The 23,512-nt window shown below is 72.5% G+C and carries 25 protein-coding genes; 10 read left to right on the plus strand and 15 right to left on the minus strand.

The window, feature by feature from the left end; all coding sequences use genetic code 11:
• Window positions 1–6: 6 nt before the first annotated feature.
• Window positions 7–1,776 (plus strand): phytoene desaturase family protein, encoded by a 1,770-nt coding sequence (locus GLX25_RS00870; RefSeq protein ID WP_155840331.1) that lies wholly within the window; start codon window positions 7–9, stop codon window positions 1,774–1,776.
• 142 nt (window positions 1,777–1,918) lie between these two features.
• Here the strand turns inward: GLX25_RS00870 and GLX25_RS00875 are convergent, their stop codons facing one another.
• Complete coding sequence (locus GLX25_RS00875; protein WP_155840332.1) at window positions 1,919–2,290, minus strand: hypothetical protein; 372 nt, start codon at window positions 2,288–2,290, stop codon at window positions 1,919–1,921.
• Between the two features lie 70 nt (window positions 2,291–2,360).
• Between GLX25_RS00875 and GLX25_RS00880 the strand changes: the two genes are divergently transcribed.
• Both GLX25_RS00880 and GLX25_RS00885 read left to right on the plus strand, forming a co-directional pair.
• Complete coding sequence (locus tag GLX25_RS00880) at window positions 2,361–2,891, plus strand: SRPBCC domain-containing protein (protein ID WP_166548296.1); 531 nt, start codon at window positions 2,361–2,363, stop codon at window positions 2,889–2,891.
• Between the two features lie 60 nt (window positions 2,892–2,951).
• Window positions 2,952–4,061, plus strand: coding sequence for an AI-2E family transporter (locus GLX25_RS00885; RefSeq protein ID WP_155840334.1), 1,110 nt, complete (start codon window positions 2,952–2,954; stop codon window positions 4,059–4,061).
• A gap of 106 nt (window positions 4,062–4,167) precedes the next feature.
• On the opposite strand, the gene GLX25_RS00890 is transcribed toward GLX25_RS00885, so the two are convergent.
• The gene (locus GLX25_RS00890) at window positions 4,168–4,734 is read right to left on the minus strand and encodes an acyl-CoA thioesterase (RefSeq protein WP_155840335.1); all 567 of its coding nucleotides are present in this window, start codon (window positions 4,732–4,734) and stop codon (window positions 4,168–4,170) included.
• Window positions 4,735–4,844: 110 nt separating this feature from the next.
• Window positions 4,845–6,014 carry a bifunctional 2-methylcitrate synthase/citrate synthase gene (locus GLX25_RS00895; RefSeq protein ID WP_155840336.1) on the minus strand — a complete coding sequence of 390 codons (1,170 nt, stop codon included), beginning with the start codon at window positions 6,012–6,014 and terminating at the stop codon, window positions 4,845–4,847.
• Between the two features lie 371 nt (window positions 6,015–6,385).
• Here GLX25_RS00895 and GLX25_RS00900 point away from each other — a divergent pair, with 371 nt between their 5' ends.
• Window positions 6,386–7,168, plus strand: coding sequence for a hypothetical protein (locus GLX25_RS00900; RefSeq protein WP_155840337.1), 783 nt, complete (start codon window positions 6,386–6,388; stop codon window positions 7,166–7,168).
• A gap of 69 nt (window positions 7,169–7,237) precedes the next feature.
• Here the strand turns inward: GLX25_RS00900 and GLX25_RS00905 are convergent, their stop codons facing one another.
• The gene (locus GLX25_RS00905; protein ID WP_166548297.1) at window positions 7,238–8,776 is read right to left on the minus strand and encodes an MmgE/PrpD family protein; all 1,539 of its coding nucleotides are present in this window, start codon (window positions 8,774–8,776) and stop codon (window positions 7,238–7,240) included.
• An 81-nt stretch (window positions 8,777–8,857) separates the two neighbouring features.
• Here GLX25_RS00905 and GLX25_RS00910 point away from each other — a divergent pair, with 81 nt between their 5' ends.
• Window positions 8,858–10,171 carry an aminotransferase class V-fold PLP-dependent enzyme gene (locus tag GLX25_RS00910; protein WP_155840338.1) on the plus strand — a complete coding sequence of 438 codons (1,314 nt, stop codon included), beginning with the start codon at window positions 8,858–8,860 and terminating at the stop codon, window positions 10,169–10,171.
• Window positions 10,171–10,611, plus strand: a complete 441-nt coding sequence (sufU, locus tag GLX25_RS00915; protein WP_155840339.1) for a Fe-S cluster assembly sulfur transfer protein SufU — start codon at window positions 10,171–10,173, stop codon at window positions 10,609–10,611. The genes GLX25_RS00910 and sufU overlap by 1 nt, the downstream gene beginning before the upstream one ends.
• 101 nt (window positions 10,612–10,712) lie before the next feature.
• Here sufU and GLX25_RS00920 read toward each other — a convergent pair whose 3' ends face one another.
• The 4 genes from GLX25_RS00920 to GLX25_RS00935 all read right to left on the minus strand — a co-directional run bounded on the left by GLX25_RS00920 (window position 10,713) and on the right by GLX25_RS00935 (window position 13,295).
• Complete coding sequence (locus GLX25_RS00920; RefSeq protein WP_155840340.1) at window positions 10,713–11,051, minus strand: YciI family protein; 339 nt, start codon at window positions 11,049–11,051, stop codon at window positions 10,713–10,715.
• Window positions 11,052–11,133: 82 nt separating this feature from the next.
• Window positions 11,134–11,571 carry an SRPBCC family protein gene (locus GLX25_RS00925; RefSeq protein ID WP_155050958.1) on the minus strand — a complete coding sequence of 146 codons (438 nt, stop codon included), beginning with the start codon at window positions 11,569–11,571 and terminating at the stop codon, window positions 11,134–11,136.
• On the minus strand, window positions 11,564–11,938 hold the full coding sequence (locus GLX25_RS00930; RefSeq protein ID WP_166548298.1) for an ArsR/SmtB family transcription factor: 375 nt from the start codon (window positions 11,936–11,938) through the stop codon (window positions 11,564–11,566). The genes GLX25_RS00925 and GLX25_RS00930 overlap by 8 nt, the downstream gene beginning before the upstream one ends.
• A 214-nt stretch (window positions 11,939–12,152) precedes the next feature.
• Complete coding sequence (locus GLX25_RS00935; RefSeq protein ID WP_166548299.1) at window positions 12,153–13,295, minus strand: enoyl-CoA hydratase/isomerase family protein; 1,143 nt, start codon at window positions 13,293–13,295, stop codon at window positions 12,153–12,155.
• Between the two features lie 56 nt (window positions 13,296–13,351).
• On the opposite strand from GLX25_RS00935, the gene GLX25_RS00940 reads away from it, so the two are divergent.
• A complete protein-coding gene (locus GLX25_RS00940) occupies window positions 13,352–13,735 on the plus strand; it encodes a VOC family protein (protein WP_155840342.1) in 384 nt (127 codons plus the stop codon).
• A gap of 14 nt (window positions 13,736–13,749) precedes the next feature.
• Here GLX25_RS00940 and GLX25_RS19250 read toward each other — a convergent pair whose 3' ends face one another.
• Entirely contained in the window at window positions 13,750–14,445 is a 696-nt protein-coding gene (locus GLX25_RS19250) for a GNAT family N-acetyltransferase (protein ID WP_166548300.1), read from the minus strand.
• Entirely contained in the window at window positions 14,442–14,981 is a 540-nt protein-coding gene (locus GLX25_RS00950; RefSeq protein ID WP_155840343.1) for a MarR family winged helix-turn-helix transcriptional regulator, read from the minus strand. Before GLX25_RS00950 ends, GLX25_RS19250 begins: the two co-directional genes overlap by 4 nt.
• Window positions 14,982–15,063: 82 nt before the next feature.
• Between GLX25_RS00950 and GLX25_RS00955 the strand changes: the two genes are divergently transcribed.
• Window positions 15,064–15,702, plus strand: coding sequence for a LysE family translocator (locus GLX25_RS00955; RefSeq protein ID WP_166548301.1), 639 nt, complete (start codon window positions 15,064–15,066; stop codon window positions 15,700–15,702).
• A gap of 43 nt (window positions 15,703–15,745) precedes the next feature.
• Window positions 15,746–15,967 carry a PLD nuclease N-terminal domain-containing protein gene (locus GLX25_RS00960; RefSeq protein WP_155840345.1) on the plus strand — a complete coding sequence of 74 codons (222 nt, stop codon included), beginning with the start codon at window positions 15,746–15,748 and terminating at the stop codon, window positions 15,965–15,967.
• A gap of 12 nt (window positions 15,968–15,979) precedes the next feature.
• Here GLX25_RS00960 and GLX25_RS00965 read toward each other — a convergent pair whose 3' ends face one another.
• Window positions 15,980–16,516, minus strand: a complete 537-nt coding sequence (locus GLX25_RS00965; RefSeq protein ID WP_155840346.1) for a YbhB/YbcL family Raf kinase inhibitor-like protein — start codon at window positions 16,514–16,516, stop codon at window positions 15,980–15,982.
• A gap of 142 nt (window positions 16,517–16,658) precedes the next feature.
• Here GLX25_RS00965 and trhO point away from each other — a divergent pair, with 142 nt between their 5' ends.
• A complete protein-coding gene (trhO, locus tag GLX25_RS00970; protein WP_166548302.1) occupies window positions 16,659–17,558 on the plus strand; it encodes an oxygen-dependent tRNA uridine(34) hydroxylase TrhO in 900 nt (299 codons plus the stop codon).
• A 34-nt stretch (window positions 17,559–17,592) separates the two neighbouring features.
• On the opposite strand, the gene GLX25_RS00975 is transcribed toward trhO, so the two are convergent.
• The 4 genes from GLX25_RS00975 to GLX25_RS00990 all read right to left on the minus strand — a co-directional run bounded on the left by GLX25_RS00975 (window position 17,593) and on the right by GLX25_RS00990 (window position 23,478).
• On the minus strand, window positions 17,593–19,074 hold the full coding sequence (locus GLX25_RS00975) for an LssY C-terminal domain-containing protein (protein ID WP_155840347.1): 1,482 nt from the start codon (window positions 19,072–19,074) through the stop codon (window positions 17,593–17,595).
• Window positions 19,075–19,251: 177 nt separating this feature from the next.
• Window positions 19,252–20,709: an aminobutyraldehyde dehydrogenase gene (locus GLX25_RS00980; protein WP_155840348.1), complete on the minus strand. Its 1,458-nt coding sequence runs from the start codon at window positions 20,707–20,709 to the stop codon at window positions 19,252–19,254.
• 13 nt (window positions 20,710–20,722) lie between these two features.
• A complete protein-coding gene (locus tag GLX25_RS00985; RefSeq protein ID WP_271192324.1) occupies window positions 20,723–22,135 on the minus strand; it encodes an NAD(P)/FAD-dependent oxidoreductase in 1,413 nt (470 codons plus the stop codon).
• Window positions 22,132–23,478 carry a glycosyltransferase gene (locus GLX25_RS00990; protein WP_155840349.1) on the minus strand — a complete coding sequence of 449 codons (1,347 nt, stop codon included), beginning with the start codon at window positions 23,476–23,478 and terminating at the stop codon, window positions 22,132–22,134. Before GLX25_RS00990 ends, GLX25_RS00985 begins: the two co-directional genes overlap by 4 nt.
• Between the last annotated feature and the right edge of the window lie 34 nt (window positions 23,479–23,512).

Consider the following 23,512-nt stretch of genomic DNA (forward strand, 5'->3'; position numbering starts at 1 on the left):
CGTGGGATGCCCACCGATGCGCACCCCGCCGACGCGACCCTGCCCGCCGGCGCACCCGACCCGGCCGCCGACCACGACGTCGTCATCGTCGGCGGCGGCCACAACGGCCTCACGGCCGCCGCCTACCTCGCGCGCGCGGGCAAGCGCGTGCTGCTGCTCGAGCGCGACGACCACCTCGGCGGCGCCACCGTCTCGGCCGAGGCGTTCGACGGCGTCGACGCGCGCCTCAGCCGCTACTCGTACCTCGTGAGCCTGCTGCCGCAGCGGATCATCGACGACCTCGGGCTCGACGTGCGGCTCGTGCGCCGCCGGTTCTCGTCGTACACGCCCGACCCGCGCGACCCGTCGCGCGGCCTGCTCGTCGACGTCGAGGCGGATGCCGCGGCCGCGCGCGACGCGTTCGCCCGGGTCGGCGCGGAGGGCGACGCCGAGGCGTGGCAGGCGTTCTACGCCGACACCGCCCGCGTCGCCGAGGCGCTCTTCCCGACCCTGACCGAGCCGCTGCCGACCCACGCCGAGGCGCGCGCGCTCGTCGGCGACGACCGCGTCTGGGACGGGTTCGTCGAGCGCCCGCTGGGGGAGACGATCGACGAGCGCTTCGCCGACGACCTGGTGCGCGGCGTCGTCGCGACCGACGGGCTCATCGGCACCTTCACCGACCTCGACGACCCGTCGCTCGACGCGAACCGCTGCTTCCTGTACCACGTCATCGGCGGCGGCACCGGCGACTGGGACGTGCCCGTCGGCGGCATGGGCGCCGTGTCGGGCGAGCTCGGGCGAGCCGCGCGCGAGGCGGGCGCCGTGCTCCGCACCGAGGCCGAGGTCGTCTCGATCGACGGCGACTCGGGCGAGGTGCGCTGGCGCGAGGGCGGGCTCGAACGCACGACGCGCGCCCAGGTCGTGCTCGCGAACGTCGCGCCGATCGTGCTCGACCGGCTGGTCGCGGCATCCGGCCGCACCGCCTCGAATGGCGAGGCGCGCCCGACCGCCCCCGCCGACGCCGACGGCCCCGCGGCCTCCGTCGCCCCGCGCGACCAGCCGGCCGCCCCCGGCTCCGACGAGGTGCCGCTCGACGACGACGACCGCCGCCGCCTCGCCCGCGCCGGCATGCCCGAGGGCGCCCAGGTCAAGGTCAACCTGCTGCTCACGCGCCTCCCGCGCCTCGCCGACGCGTCGGTCGCGCCCGAGCACGCGTTCGCCGGCACATTCCACATCAACGAGCTCGAGTCGCAGCTCGACGCCGCCTACCGCCGTGCCTCGGGCGGCGACCTGCCCGACCCACTGCCGTGCGAGATCTACTGCCACACGCTGAGCGACCGCACGATCCTCGGGCCGGAGCTCGCGGCATCCGAGGCCCAGACCCTCACCGTGTTCGGCCTGCACGTGCCCGACCGGCTGGTCGACGCGATCGGCAACGACGAGCTCCGCGACCGGCTGCGCGACGCGGTGCTCGCCTCGCTCGACTCGGTGCTCGCCGAGCCCATCGCCGACGTCGTCGCGACGGATGCCGCCGGCCGCCCGTGCATCGAGGTGAAGACCACGCGCGACCTCGAGCACGCGCTCAACATGCCCGGCGGCAACATCTTCCACGGGCCGCTGTCGTGGCCGTGGACCGAGCCGGGCGCCGAACCGGTCACGCCGGCCGAGCGCTGGGGCGTCGCGACGGCGCACCCGCGCGTGCTCGTGTGCGGCTCGGGCTCGGTCCGCGGCGGCGCGGTCAGCGGCATCGGCGGGCACAACGCCGCGATGGCCGTGCTCGAGGAGGAACTCCCCTGAGCACGACGGCGACGGATGCCGCGGGCGCGCGCCGCGGCATCCGTCGCCGTTCGCAGGACCGGACGCCCGATGCCGCCCGCTCGGGGCACATGCGACGGCTGGTCCTGCGAATCCACCCGCGCGGGTCGCGCCGGGCCGAGGGTCAGAAGACGAACAGCTGCCCGAGGATCATGATCGCGATCACGAACAGCGCCACGACGGCGCCGACGATGATCAGCGCGCGGCCCGACATCTTCGCGACGCCGTAGCCGACGAGGATCGGCAGCGCGACGAGCAGCAGCGTGACGACCCACCAGAACGCCTGGTAGCCGCCCTGCGTCGCCTCCGAGAGGCGCCCGCCGAACAGCTGCTGCGTGCCAGGGTTGGTCGCGAAGGCGAACGCGGCGCTGAGCGGCACGGCGATCAGGGCGAGCACGATGATGCCGCTGAACCACCCCCACATGCCGCTGTGCCGGCCGGCGATCTGGAGCGTCTGCTCGTCGTGCGACTGCTGCGAGGTTCCCCGAGTGCTCATGCGCGCCACTCTAGCCGTCCCGGCACGGCCGGATTAGCCTGAGGTCAGGACGACACGCATGGGGGCGACGATGACCATCACTCGGGCGACCGGCCACTACGTTCACAAGGGCGACGGGCTCTACCTCCAGTTCGATCGGCTGTTCCATGCGCCGATCGAGGACGTCTGGTACTCGCTGACGAATCCGACGGCGATGCTCGCCTGGATCGGGACGTACACGGGCAATCCCTCGACGGGCGCCGTCCGGTTCCGGATGTCGAGCGAGGACGCCGAGTGGCAGAACACCTCGATCCTCGAATGCGACGCACCCCACGGCTTCCACGCCGACATCGGCGAGGGCGAGGACGCCGTGCGCGTCTTCTGCCACCTCCGCGAGGCCGGGGGGATGACGACCCTCACGCTCGGCCAGCGGTTGCGCACGCCGGCCGACGCGACCTCGATCGGCCCCGGCTGGGACTACTTCCTGGACCGGCTCGCCGCCGCGCGGTCCGGCACGGAGATGCCCGAGTGGAGCGCCTACGACCCGGGGCTCGTCGACACCTACCGCTCGCTGCACGTGCCGGCCGCCGCCCAGGCGCCCGACGCCGCACGCGGGCGCTGACACCCCGACGTTCACCCGATCTGCTGCGCTGCACGCGAGCGCGCCCCTAGACTGACGCGCGTGAAGGCCATCGAACGGCGGGCGCGCGACCTCGAGACCACACGCATGCGCGAGGCCGCCGGGGGCGGCATGATGGGCGAGCGGCCGTTCGTGTGGGGCCTGCTCGCCACCGCGGGCGTGCTCGTCACGCTGGCGCTCGCCGCCGCGCTGATCAACCTCTCGAGCGTGGTGTTCTCGGTCTTCGCCGCGGTCTTCATCACGCTCGGGCTCGACCCGCTCGTCCGCTGGTTCCAGCGGCGCGGCATGAAGCGCGGCTGGGCGATCCTCACCGTGATCATCCTGTTCGTCCTCGTCATCGGCGGCATGCTCGGGATCGTGCTGCCGATCGTCATCACCCAGGCGGCCGAGTTCGTCACCTCGCTGCCCCAGCTCTACGCGGACCTGCAGCAGCAGGACTGGTTCAAGCAGCTGTCAGCCGATTCCGACGGGGTGTTCGCCACGCTGTACTCGACGTTCGTCGACTTCATCACGGACCCCGCGACCTGGGCGACCGTCGGCGGCGGTGCGCTCAACGTCGGATTCGCGATCATCGGCGGGATCTCGACCGCGTTCTTCATCTTCATCCTGACGATCTACTTCACCGCGACCCTCGACTCGTCCAAGGCGGCGATCTACACCCTGGTCTCCGCGTCGCACCGCGACCGCGTGGTCGACTACGCCGAGCGCATCATGCAGAACGTCGGGCGGTACCTCAGCGGCATGGTCGTCCTCGCGTTCTTCAACGCGGTCTACAGCCTGATCCTGCTCACCATCGCGCAGGTGCCGTTCGCGCTCGTGATCTCCGTCGCCGCGTTCTTCATCACGCTCATCCCGATGATCGGTACGGTCCTCACGACCATCTTCATGACCGTGCTCGCGCTCTTCGTCTCGCCGACCTCGGCCGGCGTCGTGCTCGTCGGCATGCTCATCTACATGCAGGTCGAGGCGTACATCCTCACCCCGCGGGTCATGAACCGTGCGGTGCAGGTGCCCGGATCGATCGTGCTGATCGCCGCGCTCGCGGGCGGCACGCTCGCCGGGCTCCCGGGCGCACTCGTCGCGATCCCGGTGGCCGCCGGCATCCTCCTCATCGTCAAGGAGGTCGTCGTGCCCTGGAAGGCGCGCAGCTAGCGGACTCGGGTCCCGGCGGGCCGCTCGCGCACCGCCTGCTCGCCCGCCGCCCGCTCGGGCTCCGCCCGCTCGCCCGCTGCCGCCCGCTCGGGCTCCGCCCGCTCGCTCAGTGCCAGACGGACGGCGCCGCCGCGCGCGTCGCCGGCAGCGCGACATCCGCCCCCCAGCGCTCGATCCACTCGGGCAGTTCGTCGTCGATGGGCGGCGTGCCGAACACCTCCATCAACTCCGACACGGGAACCGTGCCGCCCTCCTTCCGCAGGAACCGGGCGCGGATGAAGGCGCGCGCGTAGATCTCGGGTTCGCCCGAGACGTCGGGGCGCACGAGCCGGTGCTCGACGTAGACCGCGCGCTCGTCGTAGCCGAGCAGGCGCGACTCGATCGTGAACCGCTGCCAGAGCTGCAGCGACTTGCGGAACGTGATGGTCTCGCTCGCGACGACCGGGTACCAGCCCTTCTCGCGCATGAGCCCGAAGACGCCGTTGCGCACGAGCATGTCGAACCGCGCGACATCCATGATCGAGAAGTACACGCCGTTGTTCATGTGGCGGTTCACGTCGAGGTCGGTCGGCAGGGTGATGAACCGGGTCCGCGCGATGTCGTAGTGCCCGAGCGTCGGCTTGCGGCGCGAGAGGAAGAGCATGTGGAGCAGCGTCCGGAACAGCATGTGCATAGTCCACGAGGATATGACCGATCCGGTGGCGGATCGGCACAGCTTGGCGCGGGCGCACAGCGCGACGGCGGATGCCGCGGCGCGGCGTTGTGGGCAGGCGCGAACGCCGGCTACTCGCCCGTCGCGTTGCCCTTCGGCGGCACGTGCCGCTCGGCCGGCCCCTCGTACACGGACAGCGGACGGATGAGCGCGTTCGAGGCGAGCTGCTCCATGACGTGCGCGGTCCATCCGGTCACGCGGCTCGCGACGAACAGCGGCGTGAAGGTCTCCGTGTCGAAGCCCATGAGGTGGTAGGTCGGCCCGGCCGGGTAGTCGAGGTTCGGCTTGATGCCCTTGCGCTCGTCCATCCCCTGCTCGAGGGCCGTGTAGAGCTCGAGCAGGTCCGGGCGGTCGTAGTGCTCCACCATCCGCTCGAGGGCGTCGCGCATCGTCGGCACCCGCGAGTCGCCGTGCTTGTACACGCGGTGGCCGAAGCCCATGATCTTGCGCTTGTCGGCCAGCGCGGCATCCAGCCAGGCGACGGCGCGCTCGGCGCCGCCCTCGCCGGGCCCGATCTCGTCGAACGCGTGCATGACCGCCTCGTTGGCACCGCCGTGCAGCGGGCCCTTGAGCGCGCCGATCGCGCCGGTGACGGCCGAGTACAGGTCGGAGAGCGTCGAGGCGATCACGCGCGCCGTGAACGTCGACGCGTTGAACGAGTGCTCGGCGTACAGGATCATCGACGTGTCGAACGCGTTCACGACCTCGAGCTCGGGCGTCTCGCCGAAGGCCTGCCAGAGGAAGTTGGCGGAGTAGCCGAGGTCGTTGTTCGGCTCGACGAACTCGAGCTCGTGGCGCCGTCGCTGGTCGTAGGTGACGATCGACGGCAGCTTGGCGAACAGCCGGATCGACTTCTCGAGGTTCGCCGCGTGCGAGTCGTCGGGCGTCTTCGGGTCGCTCGCGCCGATCACGCTGACCGCCGTGCGGACGACGTCCATCGGGTGGGCGGTGAGCGGCAGCTCGTCGACGATGCGCTTGGTCTCGTGGTCGAGGCCGCGATGGCTGCGCTCGAGGTCCTCGAACGCGGCGAGCTCCTCGTCGTTCGGCAGCTCGCCGTACCAGAGCAGGTACGCGACCTCCTCGAAGGTGACGGATGCCGCGAGCTCCTGCACCGGGTAGCCGCGGTAGAGCAGCGAGTTGCTGTCGGGGTTCACCTTCGAGATCGCGGTGACGTCGACGGGGACTCCGGCGAGGCCCTTGTAGATCTTCGGCGTCTCTGCTTGCGGGGTCTGCTCGCTCATCGTGCTCCTCGTGGGGCTCTTCGGACGGGCGGGTCGCCTCGTCGCGACCGCTCCCCCAGCCTACGGCCCGCCGCCCGCCCGCGTCCGGACGGTTGTCGTCAGGATCGGCGGGTCGCACGCGCGGCCAACCCGCCGATCGTGACGACATCCTTCCGTCCTCACCATCCGAGCGGGCGGCCCGGGATCTCACCGGGGCGCGGATGGCGCGGGCTGAGGCCCCTTGGGCGAGGAGCATCGCCCGCATGACCGCGAAGAGCCACTTGCCCGACCCATTGCGGTCGGATCGCGCGTTCACGGTGCGCGAGGCATGGCGAGCCGGAGTCCGGCGGAGTCGCCTTCGTGCCTCCGATCTCGTCGCACCGACATCCGGTGTGCGCATCGACACCGACGCCGATGAACTCGCGCGGCACCGCGCCGTGCTCAGGGTGCTGCGGAGCGATGCGTTCCTCTGCGGCCGCTCGGCCGCGCAGCACCACCGGCTTCCGATTCCGCCGCGACTGCTTGGAATCATCGAGGTCGGCGTCCCCGACACGTCGAGGGCACCCCGTCGGCGCGGCGTGCTGGGGCGGGCGCTTCGCGTCGCGCCGGACGACGTCGTCGTCGACGAGGTCCGCGTGACGTCCGCGGTGCGGACGTTCTGCGATCTCGCCCGCGACCTCTCGGTGCCCGAATTGGTGGCAGTGGCCGACGCCCTGGCCACGCCGCACCCCGAACTGGCCCGGGCGATCGCGGCATTCCCGGACCATCGACTGCGTGCCAAGCTCACCGAGGCGGCTCGCCTGCGCGACATCGCAAGCGAGTCCCCGAAGGAATCGGAACTGCGCGCGCTCCTGCGCTTGGCCGGCCTGCCCGTTCCCAGGTGCCAGATGGTCGTCACTGATGACGCGGGCCGATTCGTCGCGCGAGTCGATCTCGCCTTCGAGCGCTACGGCGAACTGCTCGAGTATCAGGGCGACCACCACCGCACCGACGTGCGCCAGTGGCGTCGCGACCGGACCCGCGAGGCGACCCTCGAGTCACTCGGCTTCCACGTGACGGACATCACGCAGGCCGACCTCGACCAGCCTCGTCAGCTCATCGAGCGCGTCGTCGCCAACCTCCGCCGCCGGGGCTGGGGCGGCGCCCCGCGATTCTCGCCCTGGTTCCCCGGGTGACCGGGACGTCGTCGTCAGGATCGGCGGGTCTCGGTCACGCTCGACCCGCCGATCGTGACGACAACCGGGTCAGAAGAGGCCTGTGGGGATCTCGACGTGATTGAGGGCGCCGGGGGCGGCGGTGATCGTGAGCTGGCCGAGCTCGTCGGGGCCGAGCTCCGGGAGGCGCTGCGCGACCTCGAGGAAGCGGTCGATCTCGGCGGGCTCGAGCACCCACTCGGCGAGCGTGCGGAACTTCTGCACGTACTGCTCGCGCCCGAACGGCCGGGCGCCGAGCGGGTGCGCGTCGGCGACGGCGATCTCGTCGACGATCTCGTTGCCGTCGGCGAGGCGGATGACGACGCGACCGCCGAACGCCTTCTCGCCGATGTCGAGCGAGTGGTAGCGGCGCGTCCACTCCGGGTCCTCGACGGTCGAGACCTTGCGCCAGAGGCCGACGGTGTCGGGTCGGTGCGCGCGCTCGGGCGTGTACGAGTCCGCGTGGTGCCACGTGCCGTCCTGCAGGGCGACCGTGAAGATGTACGGAATCGAGTGGTCGAGCGTCTCGCGCGAGGCATCCGGGTCGTACTTCTGCGGGTCGTTCGCCCCGGTGCCGATCACGTTGTGCGTGTGGTGCGAGGTGTGGATCGTGATCGACTCGATGCCGTCGGGGTCGTCGAGGATCAGCGGATAGGCGTCGTGGAGCTTGCGGGCGAGGTCGATGAGCGCCTGCGCCTGGTACTCGGCCGAGTGCTCCTTCGTGTAGGAGTCGAGGATGGCGCGCTTCGCCTCGCCCGCCTCGGGCAGGGGCACGTCGTAGGTCGCCTCGGGGCCGCCGAGGAGCCAGGCGATCACTCCGTCTTCACCCTCGTAGATCGGCACGGGGCTGGTCTCGCCCCGCATGGCGCGGTCGACCGACTCGACGGCCATCTTCCCGGCGAACGCCGGCGCGTGCGCCTTCCACGTCGAGATCTCGCCCTTGCGCGACTGGCGCGTCGCGGTGGTCGTGTGCAGGGCCTGGCCGATGGCCTGGAAGATCGTCTCCTGGTCGAGGCCGAGCAGGGTGCCGATGCCGGCGGCGGCGGACGGGCCGAGGTGCGCGACGTGGTCGATCTTGTGCACGTGCAGCGTGATCGCCTTCACGAGGTCGACCTGGATCTCGTACCCGGTCGCGATGCCGCGCACCACGTCGCGGCCCGTGAGTCCGCGCGAGGCGGCGAGGTGCTGCGCCACGGCGACGATCGGCGGGATGTTGTCGCCGGGGTGCGAGTAGTCCGCCGCGAGGAAGGTGTCGTGGAAGTCGAGCTCGCGCACGGCCACGCCGTTCGCCCACGCGGCCCACTCGGGCGAGGTCCGCCGCGCGGCATCCGCACCGAACACGGTGGCGCCGTCGCCGCCGATCGAGACGGGGTGCGCGAGCGCCTGGCTGCGGGCGGCGACGACGGGCTTCCGGGCGAGGGATGCCGCGGCGACGGCGGCATTGTCGATGACGCGGTTCACGACCATGTCGACGACCTCGTCGTCGACCTCGACCGGGTCGACCGCGACGCCCGCGAGCTGCCAGGCGAGCTGGCCCTCTCGTGCGAGGTTCTCGTCGCTCCGGTGGGTACGCAGGTGGTGGATCTTCACTCGCTCACGCTATCGAACCGGGCCCCGTCGCGCCCGGTCTTGACGGCGACCTCCCTGCCGAGGCATGGGACGATGGAGGGGATGATCCCCACCGCTACCGAGCGCGTCGGCGCACGCGCGATCGACGAGATCCGGAACGACTTCCCGGCCTTCGCGGCATCCGGCGACGCCCGACCCACCGCGTACCTCGACTCGGCCGCGACGGCGCAGCGACCGACGGCCGTGCTCGACGCCGAACGCGACTACCTCGAGCACGACCTCGCGGCCGTCCACCGCGGCGCGAGCGCCGCGACCGGCCGCTCGACGACCCGCTTCGAGGAGGCTCGCGCCGACCTCGCCCGGTTCGTCGGCGCCGCCGACGACCGCGAGATCGTGTGGGCGCAGAACGCGACCGACGCGCTCAACATGGTCGCGCTCGGCATCGCCGACGCGAGCGCCGGCATCGGCGGGGCGGATGCCGCGCGCTTCGCGCTCCGGCCCGGCGACGAGATCGTGCTGACCGAGGCCGAGCACCACGCGAACCTGCTCCCGTGGCAGCGCGTCGCGCAGCGCACGGGTGCTCGGCTCGTTCCGGTGAAGGTCGACGAGCACGGGTGCTGGTCGGTCGACGACCTCGTCGCGGTGCTGACCCCGCGCACGCGCATCGTCGCGTTCGCCGAGATCTCGAACGTAACCGGACTGATCGTGCCGGTCGCCGACGTCGTCGCGGCCGTGCGGGCCCGAGCACCGCAGGCCCTCGTCGTGCTCGACGCCTGCCAGTCGGTGCCGCACCGCCCCGTCGACCTCGCGGGCTACGACGTCGACTTCGCGGCGTTCTCCGGCCACAAGATGCTCGGGCCGAACGGCATCGGCGTGCTCTACGGGCGCGCCGAGCTGCTCGACGCGCTGCCGCCGGCCCGCACGGGCGGCTCGACGATCACGCGCGTGACGTTCGACTCGGCCGAGTTCCTCCCTGCGCCGCAGCGCTTCGAGGCCGGCACGCAGCCGGTGTCGCAGGCGATCGGGCTGGCGGCGGCCGCCCGCTACCTCGAGGGGATGGGCATGGATGCCGTCGCGGCCCACGAGGACGCGTTCGCCGAGCGCGTGGTCGAGGGCGTCGCGGGCATCCCCGGCGTCCGCATCGTCGGCCCGCAGGCCGGGCACGCACGCGCCGGTCTCGTGAGCGTCGCCGTCGACGGCGTGCACGCGCACGACGTCGGGCAGTTCCTCGACGACGCGGGCCTCGTCGTGCGCGTGGGCCACCACTGCGCGCAGCCGCTGCACCGTGCGCTCGGGCTCACCGCGACGACGCGCGCGAGCGCGCACGTCTACACGACCGCGGAGGAGGCCGACCGGTTCGTCGCCGCGCTCGGCGAGGTCCGCAGCTTCTTCGGACTCGGAACGGGAGCCGCGTGATGTCGAACCTCGACGGCCTCTACCAGGAGATCATCCTCGACCACGCGAAGGCGCGGCACGGCGACGGACCGCTCGAGGGCGCCGACGCCGAGCACCACGAGTACAACCCGACCTGCGGCGACGAGATCACCCTCCGGGTGAAGCTCGACGGCGCGCGCGAGCGCATCGACGCGGTCGCCTGGCAGGGCGACGGATGCAGCATCTCCATGGCGTCGGCGTCGGTGCTCACCGACCTCATGGCCGGTCGGCCGGTCGACGAGGCGCTCGGCCTCGCCGAGGAGTTCCGCGCCATGCTGCGCTCGAAAGGCGAGGGCGTGCCCGACGAGGACGTGCTCGGCGACGCGATCGCGTTCCACGGCGTCTCGAAGTACGTCATGCGCATCAAGTGCGCGATGCTCTCGTGGGTCGCGCTCGAGGCGGCGGTCGCGAAGGCGCGCTGAGCGCGGGGGCGGGGTCTCGATACGGGCGCTTCGCGTCCTACTCGACCGCCGGGGTCGGGGTCTCGATACGGGCGCTTCGCGTCCTACTCGACCAGCGGGGGTCACATGCCCGGAACCGCCTGCGCGGCATGCACCTCGATCTCGCACCCGCCGGGCATCTTCAGGTGCGGATGCACCTTCGCCAGCGCGAGCGCCGCGTCCATGTCCTCGGCTTCGATGATCGTGTAGCCGCTGACCTCGCGTGTGCTCGGCGCGGTCGAGCCGTCGGAACTCACGCGGACGCCCTCCGCGAGCGGCGTGCCGAAGTCGACCATGTCGCCGCCGACCTTCGCCGCCCACTCCATCCACTCGCCCATCACGGCGGCGGTCTGCTCGTCGGTCGGCGGGGTGGCATCGGCGGGGCTCATCGGGGCGTGGTAGATGAACACGAAACGTGACATGGTGTCGGTCCTCTCGGAATCGGTGGCGGGCTTCCGGTCGGGAGCCCGGGGTGCCGGCGACGGCGCCGGTACGGGGCGGGGGTCAGCCGGTCGACGGCTCGAAGACGGCGGCGATGGATTCGAGGCATCCGCGCCAGCCGTCGCCGTGCCGTTCGGCCGACTCGGTCGACGAGAAGCGCGTGTGGGTGATCCGGACGCTGGTGCCCTCGTCGGCGTCGGCGAAGCGCACCTCGACGAGCGTCTCCTCGTCGGTTCCGTCCCACCGCCAGGTGAAGCTCAGCCGGTCGATGGGATCGACGTCGACGTACGTGCCCGAGGTGGCGTAGACCGCGTCGGGGCCGTGCATCTCGAAGCGGTAGGCTCCGCCGGGTCGCGGGTCGATCGTGGCGACGGTCTCCCCGTACTCGGAGACCGAGGGGCGCATCCAGCGCGCCGCGTGCGCGGCATCCGTCCAGAGCGACCACATGGTCGATCGGTCGATCGCGAACGTGCGCTCGATGTCGAAGACGGCGTCAGGCATCGTGGTCGTCCTCCATCGTGGAGATGTACGAGTCGAGGGCGTCGAGCCGGGCGGTCCAGTACTCGCGTGCGCGGACGATCCACTGCTGCGCTTCGATCAGCGCCATGGTGTCGAGCACGAGCCGACGCTCCCGGCCGTCGCCCACGCGACGGACGAGCCCGGCCTTCTCGAGGGCCGCGGTGTGCTTGTTGAGCAGTTGCGGTGAGACGCCGCGGTCGGCGGCGACCTGCGACATGCGCGGCGAGTCGGTCCTCGCGGCGAGGTAGACGACGAGGTCGCGTCGGGACCGATGCGAGAGCGCCGCGAAGACCGCGTCGAGGCGGTCGGCGTCCCCCTCCGTCCGGGCCTGCAGGCCTCCGTCGCCCATCGAGTAAACCATATGGTTTATTATTCGCCGGACGAAGGCGCCGCACAACCCCCTGTGACGACCGGGTCTCGATACGGGCGCTTCGCGTCCTACTCGACCACCGGGGGCGGGTCTCGATACGGGCGCTTCGCGTCCTACTCGACCACCGGGAGCGGGGTCTCGATACGGGCGCTTCGCGTCCTACTCGACCACCAGGGGCCGGGCGCGTCTCGGCCTACTCGACCACCGGGGGCGGGGCGTCCCAGACGGGGTCGTGCAGCTGCTCCCGGAGCACGCGAGCGGGCAGGCCCGGCGGCACGTCGTCGAGCGTCGGCGGATCCCACTTCGGCGAGCGGTCCTTGTCGATGACCTGCGCGCGGATGCCCTCGTGCAGGTCGTGCTGCCCGATGAACCACGACACGGCGCGGAACTCCTGCTCGAGCGCGTCCTCGAGGCTCGGCAGCGTGCGGGCGCGGCGCACCGCCTCGAGCGTGACGGCGAGCGCCGTGGGCGAGAGCGTCTCGAGCTCGTCGGCGGCCGCCGCCGCATAGGCGTGAGCGGGCTGGTCGGCCGGATGCGGGGACCCGTCGCCCGCGCCGGGCGCGCCCCACGCGGCATCCGCTCGCCCCTCGGCGAACGCCCGCAGGCGGTCGATGATGCCGTGCACGGTCGGCGCGGAGAAGCACGCGTCGACCCATGGACGTGCCGCCGCCAGCGCGGACGGTCCGGGCGTCTCGTCGAAGAGCATGACGATCTCCGCCGGCGTGCCGGGGTCGGCGCGCTCCTCGAGCGCCTGGAGCAGGTGCGGGATGCTCGCGCTCGGCACGAACACGTCGGCGAAGCCGGCGTGGATGGCGTCGGCGGCGTCCATGGTCCGGGCGTTCAGGGCGAGGTGGATGCCGAGCTCGCCGGGCGCCCGGCCGAGCAGCCAGGTGCCGCCGACGTCGGGCGTGAAGCCGATGCGGGTCTCGGGCATCGCGACGCGCGAGCGCTCGGTGACGACGCGGATCGACGCGTGCCCGGCGAGCCCGATGCCGCCGCCCATGGTGATGCCGTCCATGATCGCGATGACGGGCTTCGGGTAGCGCGCGATCGCCGAGTTCAGGCGATACTCGTCGCGGAAGAAGCGCAGCGCCTCGGCGACGTGCCCGCCCGTGGCGTACAGGTAGAGCTCGCGGATGTCGCCGCCCGCGCAGAACCCGCGCTCGCCCGCGCCGTCGAGCACGACCGTCGAGACCTCGGGGTCGTGCCGCCACGCGTCGAACACGGCGGTGAGCGCGCGGATCATCTCGTAGCTCAGCGCGTTCAGCGCCTGCGGCCGTTCGAGCGTCAGGTGGCCGACGCCGTCGGCGACGCTCGCGGAGATGTGCTCGCTCACGGTGCAACGGTAGCGGCATCCCCTCGCGCCGCGTAGCGTCGGCCGGGGGAGGAACCATGATCGAATCCGCGTTCCCGATCGTCGAGGTGCCCGACATGGAGGCCGCGCTGCGGTTCTACCGCGACGGGCTCGGCGCCACCGTGACGTACCGCTACCCGCCCGAGGGCGAGCCGCTGTTCGCGACGCTGCAGGCGGGGTCGTCGCAGGTCGGGCTCGGCCTCGCCGACGGGGCGACGGCGGGCGAAGGCGCCGGCATCCTGCTCTGGTTCTACGTCGACGACGTCGATGCGGTCACCACCTCGCTCGCCGAGGCCGGGTTCCTCGTGGTCGAGGAGCCGAGCGACAGCGACTGGGGCGAGCGCGTCTCGCTCGTGACCGATCCGTTCGGCACGCGCGTGCGGCTCGGGCAGCCGATCGCGCCGCCGCCCGACGAGGAGTAGGCCGGACGGCCGGCTCAGCCGGCGTCGAGCACGACGACCTCGACGTCGGCGCGATGCACGAACCCGAGCCGTTCGTACAGGGCGACGGCGGGCCGGTTCCGCGCGTAGGCGTGCAGGAACGGGGTCTCGCTGCGGGCGAGGATGCGCCGGGCCACCGCGATGCTGAGCGCGGCGGCGAGCCCGCGGCCGCGATGATCGGGATGCGTGCAGACGCCGCTGACCTCGGTGTGCCCGTCGGGCCGCATGCGCTCGCCCGCCATCGCGACGAGGGCGCCGGTCGTGGGCTCGCGCACGCCGACGAAGCCGCCGAGCTCGTGCGTGCGGGCCTCGAACGGTCCGGGCTCGGTCAGGCGGGCGAGGGCGAGCATCTCGGGCGCGTCCGACGCGCCGAGCTCGAGCAGGGTCGGTGCCGACGACGGATGCCTCGGCTCGGCCAGGCGGTCGAGCACCAGCTGCACGCCCGGCGCGCGCAGCCGCTCGACGGTGCCGGGCGGCACCGGCGCCGGCGCCGCCTGCAGCAGGACGACGCGACCGTGCGCCCGGACGAGCGCGGCGAGCGCCTCGAGCTGATCGGGGTCGTCGTCTCCGATCGCCGCGAACGGGCCGACCGCCGGGTCGTACCGCACCGCCGGCCCGTCGCCGATCGCGAATCCGCGCTGGCGGCCGGTGAGCGCGCTCCACGCGGGTCGGTCGAGCGGATGCCGCGTCACGACACCCCCTCCGCACCCGGCGTCGCCGGCGCCACCGGCGCCGCGTGCTCGGCCGTCGTCGCGAGTTCGGCGGCACGGCGATCCAGGGGCCGGTCGTCGAGTCGGCGTTCGAGCCCCGCGACCTGCTCGAGGAGCGAACCCTCGAGTCCTCCGCACGCCTCCGCCACCGCGGCGTCGATCCGGGGCCACAGGTCGCGGCGGGCGCGCTCGACGAGTGCGGCGCCGGCGGCCGTGAGCGCGACGGTCCGCCGTCGGCGGTCGTCGCCGTCGGCCGCGACCGTGACGAGGCCGAGGTCGGCGAGGCTCGTGACGGTGCGCGTGACCCCGGGCTGGGCGACGCCGAGCTGCTCGGCCAGCTCACCCACGGACGCCGGCGCGCGATCGAGCGAGGCGAGCACGGGGAACCAGCTCGCCGGGATGTCGGCGCCCTCGGCGCGGATGAACCGGGAGGTCTCGGACTGCAGTCGCTCTCCGAGCCGCTTGAGCCGCGACCCGAGTGTCAGGTGCCCGAGTCGTGCCACGAGGTCTTCCGCCATGCCCGCCTCCCGCCTCCTCATTCGATAACAGGTTATATAGCAGCATATGGACGCGCAAGCCCACGGGCGTAGGATCGCCCTCGTGGTCCCCGCATCCAACCTCTGGGCGTTCGTGCTGGCCTCGGTGGTGCTCATCGTCATCCCCGGGCCGAGCGTGCTGTTCGTCATCGGGCGGTCGCTCGCGCTGGGACGCATGGGCGGCCTGCTGAGCGTCCTCGGGAACGCGATCGGCATGCTGCCGCTCGTCGCGGCCGTCGCGCTCGGCGTGGGCACGGTCGTCGCCCAGTCGGTGGCCCTGTTCACGGCGCTCAAGATCGCGGGTGCGCTGTACCTCGTCTACCTCGGCGTGCAGGCGATCCGTCACCGAGCGGATGCCGCGGACGCCGTCGCGCGCCAGGTCGCGCCCCGGTCCCCGTGGCGCCTGCTCGGCGAGGGCGTCGTCGTCGGCGTCACGAACCCCAAGACGATCGCGTTCTTCGTCGCGGTGCTGCCGCAGTTCGTCGACTTCCACGCCGGAGCCATCCCCATGCAGCTGGCGATGCTCGGTACGGCGTTCGTGGTGCTCGCGCTCGCGTGCGACTCGGCCTGGGCGCTCGCGGCCGGGACGGCTCGCGACTGGTTCGCGCGATCGCCGCGCCGGGCCTCGCACCTCGCGGCCTCGGGCGGCGTCATGATGATCGGCCTCGGCGGAGTGCTGGCGCTGTCGGGGAACAAGCACTAGAACGGTCGGTGGAGCGGGGCCGGCACCCGGGATCGGAGGAGTCATGGCCAAGGCGAAGCAGTGGAGCGACCTCAGTCGGGGTCAGCAGGTCAGGGGGATCGTCGGCGCCGTCATCCAGTTGGCGCTCGCGTCCGCCGCATGGGCCGACCTGGCCAAGCGCGACGAGAAGGACGTGAACGGACGCAAGTGGGTCTGGGCGGTCGTCATCGCCGTGAACTACATCGGGCCGATCTCGTACTTCCTGTTCGGTCGACGCGTCGACTGACGCGACGACCGCTCAGTCGCGGTTGACGGTGCCGATGAGGATCCCACGCGCGAGCGCGTGCGTGAAGCAGCGGATGCCGAGGACCGCGGGCGTCGACGCCGGGTCGAGGTCGAGGCTCGGCACGTCGAGGGCGTGCACCACGAACACGTAGCGATGCACCCCCGTGCCGCGCGGCGGCGCCGCGCCGCCGAAGCCGCGATCGCCGTCCTCATTGGCCAGCACCATCGACCCCTCGGGCAGCGGCGGCCCGCCGGGCGTCCCGACGCCGGCGTCGAGGCTCGTGGTCTCGAGCGGCAGGTTCAGCACGGCCCAGTGCCACCAGCCCGACCCCGTCGGCGCGTCCGGATCGAGGCAGGTCACGGCGAAGCCGCGCGTGCGCTCGGGGAATCCGCTCCACGACAGCTGCGGCGAGCGGTCGACCCCACCCGCGCCATGGCTCCACTGCGGCCGCGCGAGCGGCCCGCCGTCGTCGAAGTCCGTGCTGGTCACGGTGAAGGAGTCCACGGGTCGGAGTCGCTGCAACGCTCCGTAGGGGTCCACGTCGAGCATGCGCGATCCTCCTGCTCGGTCGACGGTCGGCCTGTCGCTGACCGGGTGGTTGTGCGGGCAGGGTACGTCCGACGCGGATGCCGCCGCCCGCGCACACGCCGCGTCGCGGCATCCGCCCAGCCTGCACCCCTAGGATCTCGGGGTGCCGACGCCCAAGATCCTGCTGTTCTACGCCTTCACGCCGCTCGCCGACCCCGACGCGATCCGGCTGTGGCAGCGCGACTTGGCCGAGGGGCTCGGCCTGCGCGGGCGCGTGCTCGTCTCGAAGGACGGCCTGAACGGCACCCTCGGCGGCGAGATGGGCGCGCTCAAGCGCTACCTGCGGAAGACCAAGGAGTACGCGGGCTTCCGCGGGCTGGACGTGAAGTGGAGCGAGGGCACCGGACTCGACGACGACCTGCGGAGCGTCGACTTCCCGAAGCTCAGCGTCAAGGTGCGCGACGAGATCGTCTCCTTCGGCGCGCCCGGCGAGCTCGTCGTCGACGAGTCGGGCGTGGTCGGGGGCGGCGCGCGGCTCTCGCCGGAAGCGCTGCACGCCCTGGTCGCGGAGCGCGGCGACGAGGTGGTCTTCTTCGACGGCCGCAACGCGGTCGAGGCCGCGATCGGACGCTTCCGCGACGCCATCGTCCCGCCGACCGAGACGACGCGCGACTTCGTCGGACTGCTCGACTCGGGCGCGTACGACCACCTGAAGGGTCGCCCGGTCGTGACGTACTGCACGGGCGGCATCCGCTGCGAGGTGCTCTCGAGCCTCATGGCGAACCGCGGCTTCGGCGAGGTGTACCAGCTCGAGGGCGGCATCGTGCGATACGGCGAGCGCTTCGGCGACGACGGGCTGTGGGAGGGCTCGCTCTACGTCTTCGACGGGCGCGGGTCGGTCGACTTCAGCGACCACGCCACGATCGTCGGCGTCTGCGAGGGCTGCGGCGCGGCGACCAACCGCACGGTGAACTGCACGGATGCCTCGTGCCGCGCGCAGCTCGTGCGCTGCGAGGCGTGCACGCCCGCGTGGTGCGCCGAGCACGCGGCATCCGTCGCCTGACGCGCCCGCGCGGCAGCCCGCAGCGGAACTCGCCTCACCGGCTCGCCGAACGCTCCCGACGCCCGCGCCGCGTGCGCGACTGCCGCGCGAACGCGCGCGCGTCACGGCTCGAGAGCGCGAGCAGCAGCAGGATGTCGAGCGCGACGGTGACGAACGTCGTCCGAACGGTGACCTCGGCCGAACCGGTGAACGACTCGATCGCCGTGCCCGTGATGCTGATCGTCGCGAAGAGCATCACCGCGATGCGCGAGAAGTTGCCGCCGGCCCAGATCCGCCAGGCGAACACGGCCTGGATCGCCAGTGAGATGCCGAAGAAGACGACCACCGCGACGAGGGCACCTCGCGCGACCGCGAGCGAGTCCGGGTCGGACGACGCGTCGATGCCGAGCTCCTCCCGGAGCACCTGGTCCCACTGGAGCGCGACCGCGGCGACCCAGACGATGCCGGCGAGGACGCGGAGGACGACGACCACGACGCCGAACGCGGTCGCGCTCGGCCGGGGCATCCGCCGCACGGGCTCGCGTTCGGCCAATCGCAGCGGCGATTCGAACGCCGCCCGCTTCTCGACGGGCTCGGTTCCCCCGACGGGCGAGGCGACGGGGCGTGAGGCTGCGACGGATGCCTCGGCCTCGCCGGTCGCCGAGCGCGTCGGAGCGGGCTCGGCCGCGGGCTCGGCCTCGGTCGGTGCGCCCACCCGCACGACGGGCAGGTCGCCGTCGGTGCGGATCGTGTCGCCGCCGCCGTTGCGCGAGTGGTACCCGGTCGAGAAGTCGCGGAGGACCTCGACGTGGATGCTCGGATCGGCCGCGACGAGCGTGGCGATGATGTGGTCGCGTTCGACGTCGATGTCGGCGTCGATCTTGTGCGTGACCTGGAGCGTGAACAGCGAGAAGCCCACCGATCGGTCGAACGTGCCGGCCGCCAGCCAGTCGACCCGGCGCCCGCCGGGCAGGAGCCAGCCGTCGGGCGTGCGCCAGAACCGCACGTGGTGGCGCTTGGCCGGGTTGCCCGCGACCTCCTGCTGGTAGGCGAAGTCCTGCTTCATGCCGAAGAGGAACAGCGGGCTCACCGGCGCCTCGTCGTAGCTGCGCCGCGTGATCGTCGACGTGATGATGCGCCGGCTCGACGCGAGCGTCACGTCGTCGGCGCGCGTCCAGCCCGCGGCCCGCATCGCGGCGTGCAGCGCCTCCTCGTCGCCGTCGAACGCGAGGTTGACGGGGTCGCCGAGCAGGCCGTCGCTGGTGCGCGTGCGGCCGATGAAGTAGTCGGGCACGTAGATCGTCGTGAGGATGCGGTGCAGGCGCGGGAGCACGAGGTAGGCCAGCACGAGCCAGAACACGAGGAAGAAGCCGATGCCCGCCCAGCCGAACTCGAACGACTGGTTGAAGATCAGCCACGCGAGCCAGACCGATGCGGCGCCGGCGAACACGAAGAAGAACCCGTCGAGCAGGCTCGTGAACGACGTGCGCGGCGGCAGCGGCGGAGGCGGCTTCTCGTCCGCGACATCCGCCCGCATGCCTGCATGCTAGCGCCAGTCACCGCGTGGCCGACCGGGCCGTGAGCGCGTCTCGCCGCGGCAGCGATCCTCACGCCGGCGACATCCTCGCCGCCCGAGCAGGGAGAAAGGTATCCCCGGGCTACCTTTCTCCCACCTCCGAGGGCGGGAACGTCTCGCGCGGGCGGCCCGGGACGCTCAGGCGGGACGGAAGCCCGACGTCTCGGGCGGCGGCGCGTGCCGGATCATGAGGTGCCGCGTGACCGAGTAGTCGAGCAGCGGCTCGAGCGACATGTCCTTGCCGAAGCCGGAGCCCTTGACCCCGCCGTGCGGGGCCTCGGAGGCGATCGGCAGGTGGTCGTTGACCCACGTGACGCCGACGTCGAGCGACTGGCTGACGCGCATCGCCCGGGCGACGTCCGAGGTCCAGACCGACGACGCGAGCCCGTAGGCGCTGTCGTTGGCGAGGCGGATGCCGTCGGCCTCGCCGTCGAACGGCAGGGCGACGAGCACGGGCCCGAAGACCTCGCCCTGCACGATCTCCGACGACTGGGCGGCGCCCACGAGGAGGGTCGGCGCGTAGTACGACCCGGTGCGGTCGATCGCGTGGCCGCCGACCAGGGCCTCCGCGCCCTCGGCGACGGCCCGCGAGACGAACCCGTCGACGCGGTCACGGTGCCCGCGCGAGATGAGCGGGCCGATGTGCGTGTCGGCGTCCATCGGGTCGCCCGCGACGACGCCCGCGAGTGCCTGCCGCAGCGCGGCGACGCCGTCGTCGAACACCGACCGCTCGAGGTAGACGCGCGTGGCGGCCGTGCAGTCCTGGCCCGTGTTGTAGGTCGCGCCGAGCGCGACCGCCTGCGCCATCGCGCCGAGGTCGGCGTCCGCGAACACGATCACGGGCGCCTTGCCGCCGAGCTCGAGGTGCACGCGCTTGACGCCCTCGACGGCGCCGCGCATGACGGCCTTGCCGGTCTGCGTCGACCCGGTGACGCTCACCATGTCGACCTCGCGGTGCGCGACGAGCGCCTGGCCGACCTCGGCGTCGCCCGTGACGACGTTGAAGAGGCCCGCGGGCAGTCCCGCCTCGACGGCGAGTTCGGCGAGGCGGAGCGTCGTGCGCGGGGTCGCGGGCGCGGGCTTCACGATCACCGCGTTGCCCGCGGCGAGCGCGGGCCCCGCCTTCCAGATCGCCATGATGAGCGGGAAGTTCCACGGCGTGATGCCCGCGACGACGCCGACCGGCCGGCGGGTGAGGATCGAGGTGTAGCCGTTCGAGAAGGAGCCGGCGCCCGTGCCGTCGAGGGAGCGTGCTGCACCTGCGAAGAACCGAAGGTTGTCGATGGCGAACGGGAGCTCGCCGTCGAACGCGGTCGTCCACGGCTTGCCCGAGTCCTCGACCTCGAGCGTCGCGAGGTGCTCGGCGTCGGCCTCGATCGCGTCGGCGAGGCGGAGCAGCGCGAGCGAGCGCTCCCCGGGCGTCTTCGCGGCCCAGTCGGGCTGGGCGGCGCGGGCCGCGGCGGCGGCCTCGTCGACGTCGGCGAGGCCCGACTCGCGGTAGGCCGCGACCTCCTCCTCGCTCGCCGGGTTCACGATGACGGCGTCGCCGCCCGTGCCGGCGCGGTACTCGCCGATGAAGGTGCCGGTGGTGGTCATGGAGTGGTGCCTTTCAGGAGTTGAAGCCGAGGCCGAAGCGGTCGAGGGTGCGCAGCCACAGGTTGCGGCGGCCCTCGTGGGCGTCGGCGGCGAGGATGCTGCGGCGCGTGTACTGGATGATCGGGTTCCGGAACGGCTCGGGCGGGACGGGGAACGGCCGCCGGCGCACGATGTCGTAGCGGAGGCGCGAGGTCGGCTCGCCCGCGAGGAGGTCGAGGGCGACATCCGCACTGAACCGGGAGGCGCCGACCCCGAGGCCGGTGTGCCCGACCGCGTAGGCGACGCGTCCGCCGCGGGCCGTGCCGTAGGCGGCCGTGAACCGGGTCGTCGAGTCGATCGGCCCGGCCCAGCGGTGCGTGAAGCGAACGCCCTCGAGCTGCGGGAACGTCTCGGCGAAGTGCCGTGCGAGCAGCGCGTGCGATCCGCCCTGCTGCTCGTAGGCCGCGTCGACGCGGCCACCGCGGTGGTAGACCGCGTCCCAGCCGCCGAAGAGGATCCGCCCGTCGGCGGTGGGCCGGTAGTAGTGGAACTGGTTGCCGGCGTCGGTGAGCCCCTGCCCCTCCGCCCAGCCGATCGACTCGCGCTGCGCGGCGGTGAGCGGCTCGGTCATGAGCACGTGGTCGTAGAGCGGCATGATGTACGACCCGAGGCGCCTGAGCGGCGCCGGGTAGGCGGCCGTCGCGACGATCGCCCCGCGCGCGACCACCTCGCCGCCGTCGGTGCGCACCACGACCCCCCCGCCGGAGCGGTCGATCCCGGTCACGCGCGACCCGTCGTTGATCCGCACGCCGCGCCGCTCGAGCTCGGCCGCCATGCCCCACGCGAGCCGCGCCGGGTCGACGAGCACCGTGCCCGTGCGGTCGCGGAGCCCGGCCAGGTAGGTCGGCGAGTGCACGTCGGCCTGCACCTCGTCGCGCGACTGCAGCTCGAGTGCGACGCCGTGGCGGGCGCCGAGCTCGGCCGCCTCGCGGAGGCCCGCGACCTGCCACTCCTCGACCGCGAGCGTGGTCTTGCCGACCCGCCGCAGGTCGCAGTCGATGCCCGCCGCCTCGATCGTCGCGACGAGGTCGGCGAGGTTCCGCTCGCCCTCCTCGTGCAGCGCGCCGACCTGGTCGGGCCACACCATGGTGCCGTGGGCGAGCCCGTGCGTGAGCGACGACGCGACGAACCCGCCGTTGCGGCCGCTGGCCCCGTAGCCGACGCGCTCGGCCTCGAGCACGACGACGGATGCCGCCTCCCCGCGCTCGAGCGCCCGCCACGCCGCCCACAGGCCCGTGAACCCGGCACCCACGACGACGAGGTCGGCCTCGTGCCGGCCGGCGAGGGCCGGGCGCTCGGCCGGCGCGTCGGGACGGTCGGTCCAGTACGGCCTGGGCGCGGCGTCCGAGATCGCCGCGGCCGCGGCATCCGTCATCGAAGGGCTCACTCGGCCCCCGACGCGCCCGAGCCGACGCCGGCGCCGACCGGGAGCCCGACGCCCGCGATGATCTCGGCGGCCTTCGCGACGCCGTGACGCGAGCGGATGGCGGCGCCCGCCGCCTCGGAACGGGCGTGGAGCGCGTCGTCGGCGAGGAGCTCCGTGACCGCTGCACGGAGCTCGTCGGCCGTGAAGCCGTAGGTGTCGAGGCGGCGGCCGTAGCCCTGCTCGTCGACGCGCTGGGCGTTGTCGTACTGGTCCCAGAAGAGCGGCAGCAGGATCATCGGCTTGCCGAAGTGCATGGCCTCGGTCGTCGTGTTGTTGCCGCCGTGCGTGATCACGAGGTCGGCGAGCGGCAGCAGCTTCGTCTGCGGCAGGAACTCGGCGCCCCACATGTTGCCGGCGAGCTCGAACTCGTCGTGCAGCGGACCCTTCGAGACGATGACGTTCACGGGCACGTCGGCGAGCGCGTCGATGACGCGCTGCATCAGCTCGACGTCGGCCGAGCCGAGCGAGCCGAGGCTGAAGTAGACGAGCGGCCGGCTGCCGTCGGTGAACGAGGCGGGCAGGTCGGCCGGCTCCTGCTCGGTCTCGCGCACCGAGGAGTCGAGGCGGTGCCAGGTCTCGTCGAGCGGGCGCACGTCGGTGTAGTCGAGCTCTTCGGGGTAGACGTAGAGGTTCGCGTCGCCCGTGTGGATGAACTCGAGGTCGGGCAGCGGCGCGGCGCCCTGCTCCTGCACCCACGCGTCGAACGACTCCCAGAGCGGCCGATGCGTGCGCTCGTACTCGGCGCGGAACGCCGCCCAGCCCTCGCGGTCGTCCTTGCCGAGGCCCGAGAACACCGGCGCGATGTCGTCACCCGGAACCTCGAGCGGGTTGCAGCTCATGATGCGCACGAACGGCACGCCGGCGGTCACGAGCGCGGGGAAGGCGAGCACGTTGTCCTCGATGATGACGTCGGGCCGAACGCGGCCGATGATCGCCTTCAGCTGCGGCTCGCAGTACTTCGCGCCGTTGACGAGCTCCTCCCAGATCGGGAGCGTCACGGTCTCCAGCTGCTCGGCGGTCGTCTTCCGGAACTCCGGCGCGACCTCCTTGATGTAGTCCTTCCAGAACTGGCCCGCGTCCTGCTCGGCCTCCTCCTCGCCCTCGACCGGCTCGGGGGCCGGCGCCAGGTCGACGAGGTCCTCCTCGAAGCCCAGCGCGGTGAGCTTGCCCTGCCACGACCGCTCCGCGGCGAAGACCACGCGGTGCCCCTGCTTCAGCAGCTCGTTGGCGATGCCGATGCAGTTGTTGGTCGGCCCGTAGGCGCTCTCGGGCATGAAGAGGAAGGTGCGGCGAGCGTCGGTCATGGCGACTCCGTTCATCGATTCTTTGCAGCAGGTT

This window comes from Agromyces luteolus, from assembly GCF_009729855.1.
GTDB classification, from domain to species: Bacteria; Actinomycetota; Actinomycetes; order Actinomycetales; family Microbacteriaceae; genus Agromyces; species Agromyces luteolus.

What these genes read in the sequence shown, in the direction of transcription:
- GLX25_RS00870 (WP_155840331.1), top strand. Translation starts at nt 7, where the DNA reads ATGCCCACCGATGCGCACCCCGCCGACGCGACCCTGCCCGCCGGCGCA.
- GLX25_RS00875 (WP_155840332.1), bottom strand. Translation starts at nt 2,290, where the DNA reads ATGAGCACTCGGGGAACCTCGCAGCAGTCGCACGACGAGCAGACGCTC.
- GLX25_RS00880 (WP_166548296.1), top strand. Translation starts at nt 2,361, where the DNA reads ATGACCATCACTCGGGCGACCGGCCACTACGTTCACAAGGGCGACGGG.
- GLX25_RS00890 (WP_155840335.1), bottom strand. Translation starts at nt 4,734, where the DNA reads ATGCACATGCTGTTCCGGACGCTGCTCCACATGCTCTTCCTCTCGCGC.
- GLX25_RS00895 (WP_155840336.1), bottom strand. Translation starts at nt 6,014, where the DNA reads ATGAGCGAGCAGACCCCGCAAGCAGAGACGCCGAAGATCTACAAGGGC.
- GLX25_RS00910 (WP_155840338.1), top strand. Translation starts at nt 8,858, where the DNA reads ATGATCCCCACCGCTACCGAGCGCGTCGGCGCACGCGCGATCGACGAG.
- sufU (WP_155840339.1), top strand. Translation starts at nt 10,171, where the DNA reads ATGTCGAACCTCGACGGCCTCTACCAGGAGATCATCCTCGACCACGCG.
- GLX25_RS00920 (WP_155840340.1), bottom strand. Translation starts at nt 11,051, where the DNA reads ATGTCACGTTTCGTGTTCATCTACCACGCCCCGATGAGCCCCGCCGAT.
- GLX25_RS00925 (WP_155050958.1), bottom strand. Translation starts at nt 11,571, where the DNA reads ATGCCTGACGCCGTCTTCGACATCGAGCGCACGTTCGCGATCGACCGA.
- GLX25_RS00930 (WP_166548298.1), bottom strand. Translation starts at nt 11,938, where the DNA reads ATGGGCGACGGAGGCCTGCAGGCCCGGACGGAGGGGGACGCCGACCGC.
- GLX25_RS00940 (WP_155840342.1), top strand. Translation starts at nt 13,352, where the DNA reads ATGATCGAATCCGCGTTCCCGATCGTCGAGGTGCCCGACATGGAGGCC.
- GLX25_RS00950 (WP_155840343.1), bottom strand. Translation starts at nt 14,981, where the DNA reads ATGGCGGAAGACCTCGTGGCACGACTCGGGCACCTGACACTCGGGTCG.
- GLX25_RS00960 (WP_155840345.1), top strand. Translation starts at nt 15,746, where the DNA reads ATGGCCAAGGCGAAGCAGTGGAGCGACCTCAGTCGGGGTCAGCAGGTC.
- GLX25_RS00965 (WP_155840346.1), bottom strand. Translation starts at nt 16,516, where the DNA reads ATGCTCGACGTGGACCCCTACGGAGCGTTGCAGCGACTCCGACCCGTG.
- GLX25_RS00975 (WP_155840347.1), bottom strand. Translation starts at nt 19,074, where the DNA reads ATGCGGGCGGATGTCGCGGACGAGAAGCCGCCTCCGCCGCTGCCGCCG.
- GLX25_RS00980 (WP_155840348.1), bottom strand. Translation starts at nt 20,709, where the DNA reads ATGACCACCACCGGCACCTTCATCGGCGAGTACCGCGCCGGCACGGGC.
- GLX25_RS00990 (WP_155840349.1), bottom strand. Translation starts at nt 23,478, where the DNA reads ATGACCGACGCTCGCCGCACCTTCCTCTTCATGCCCGAGAGCGCCTAC.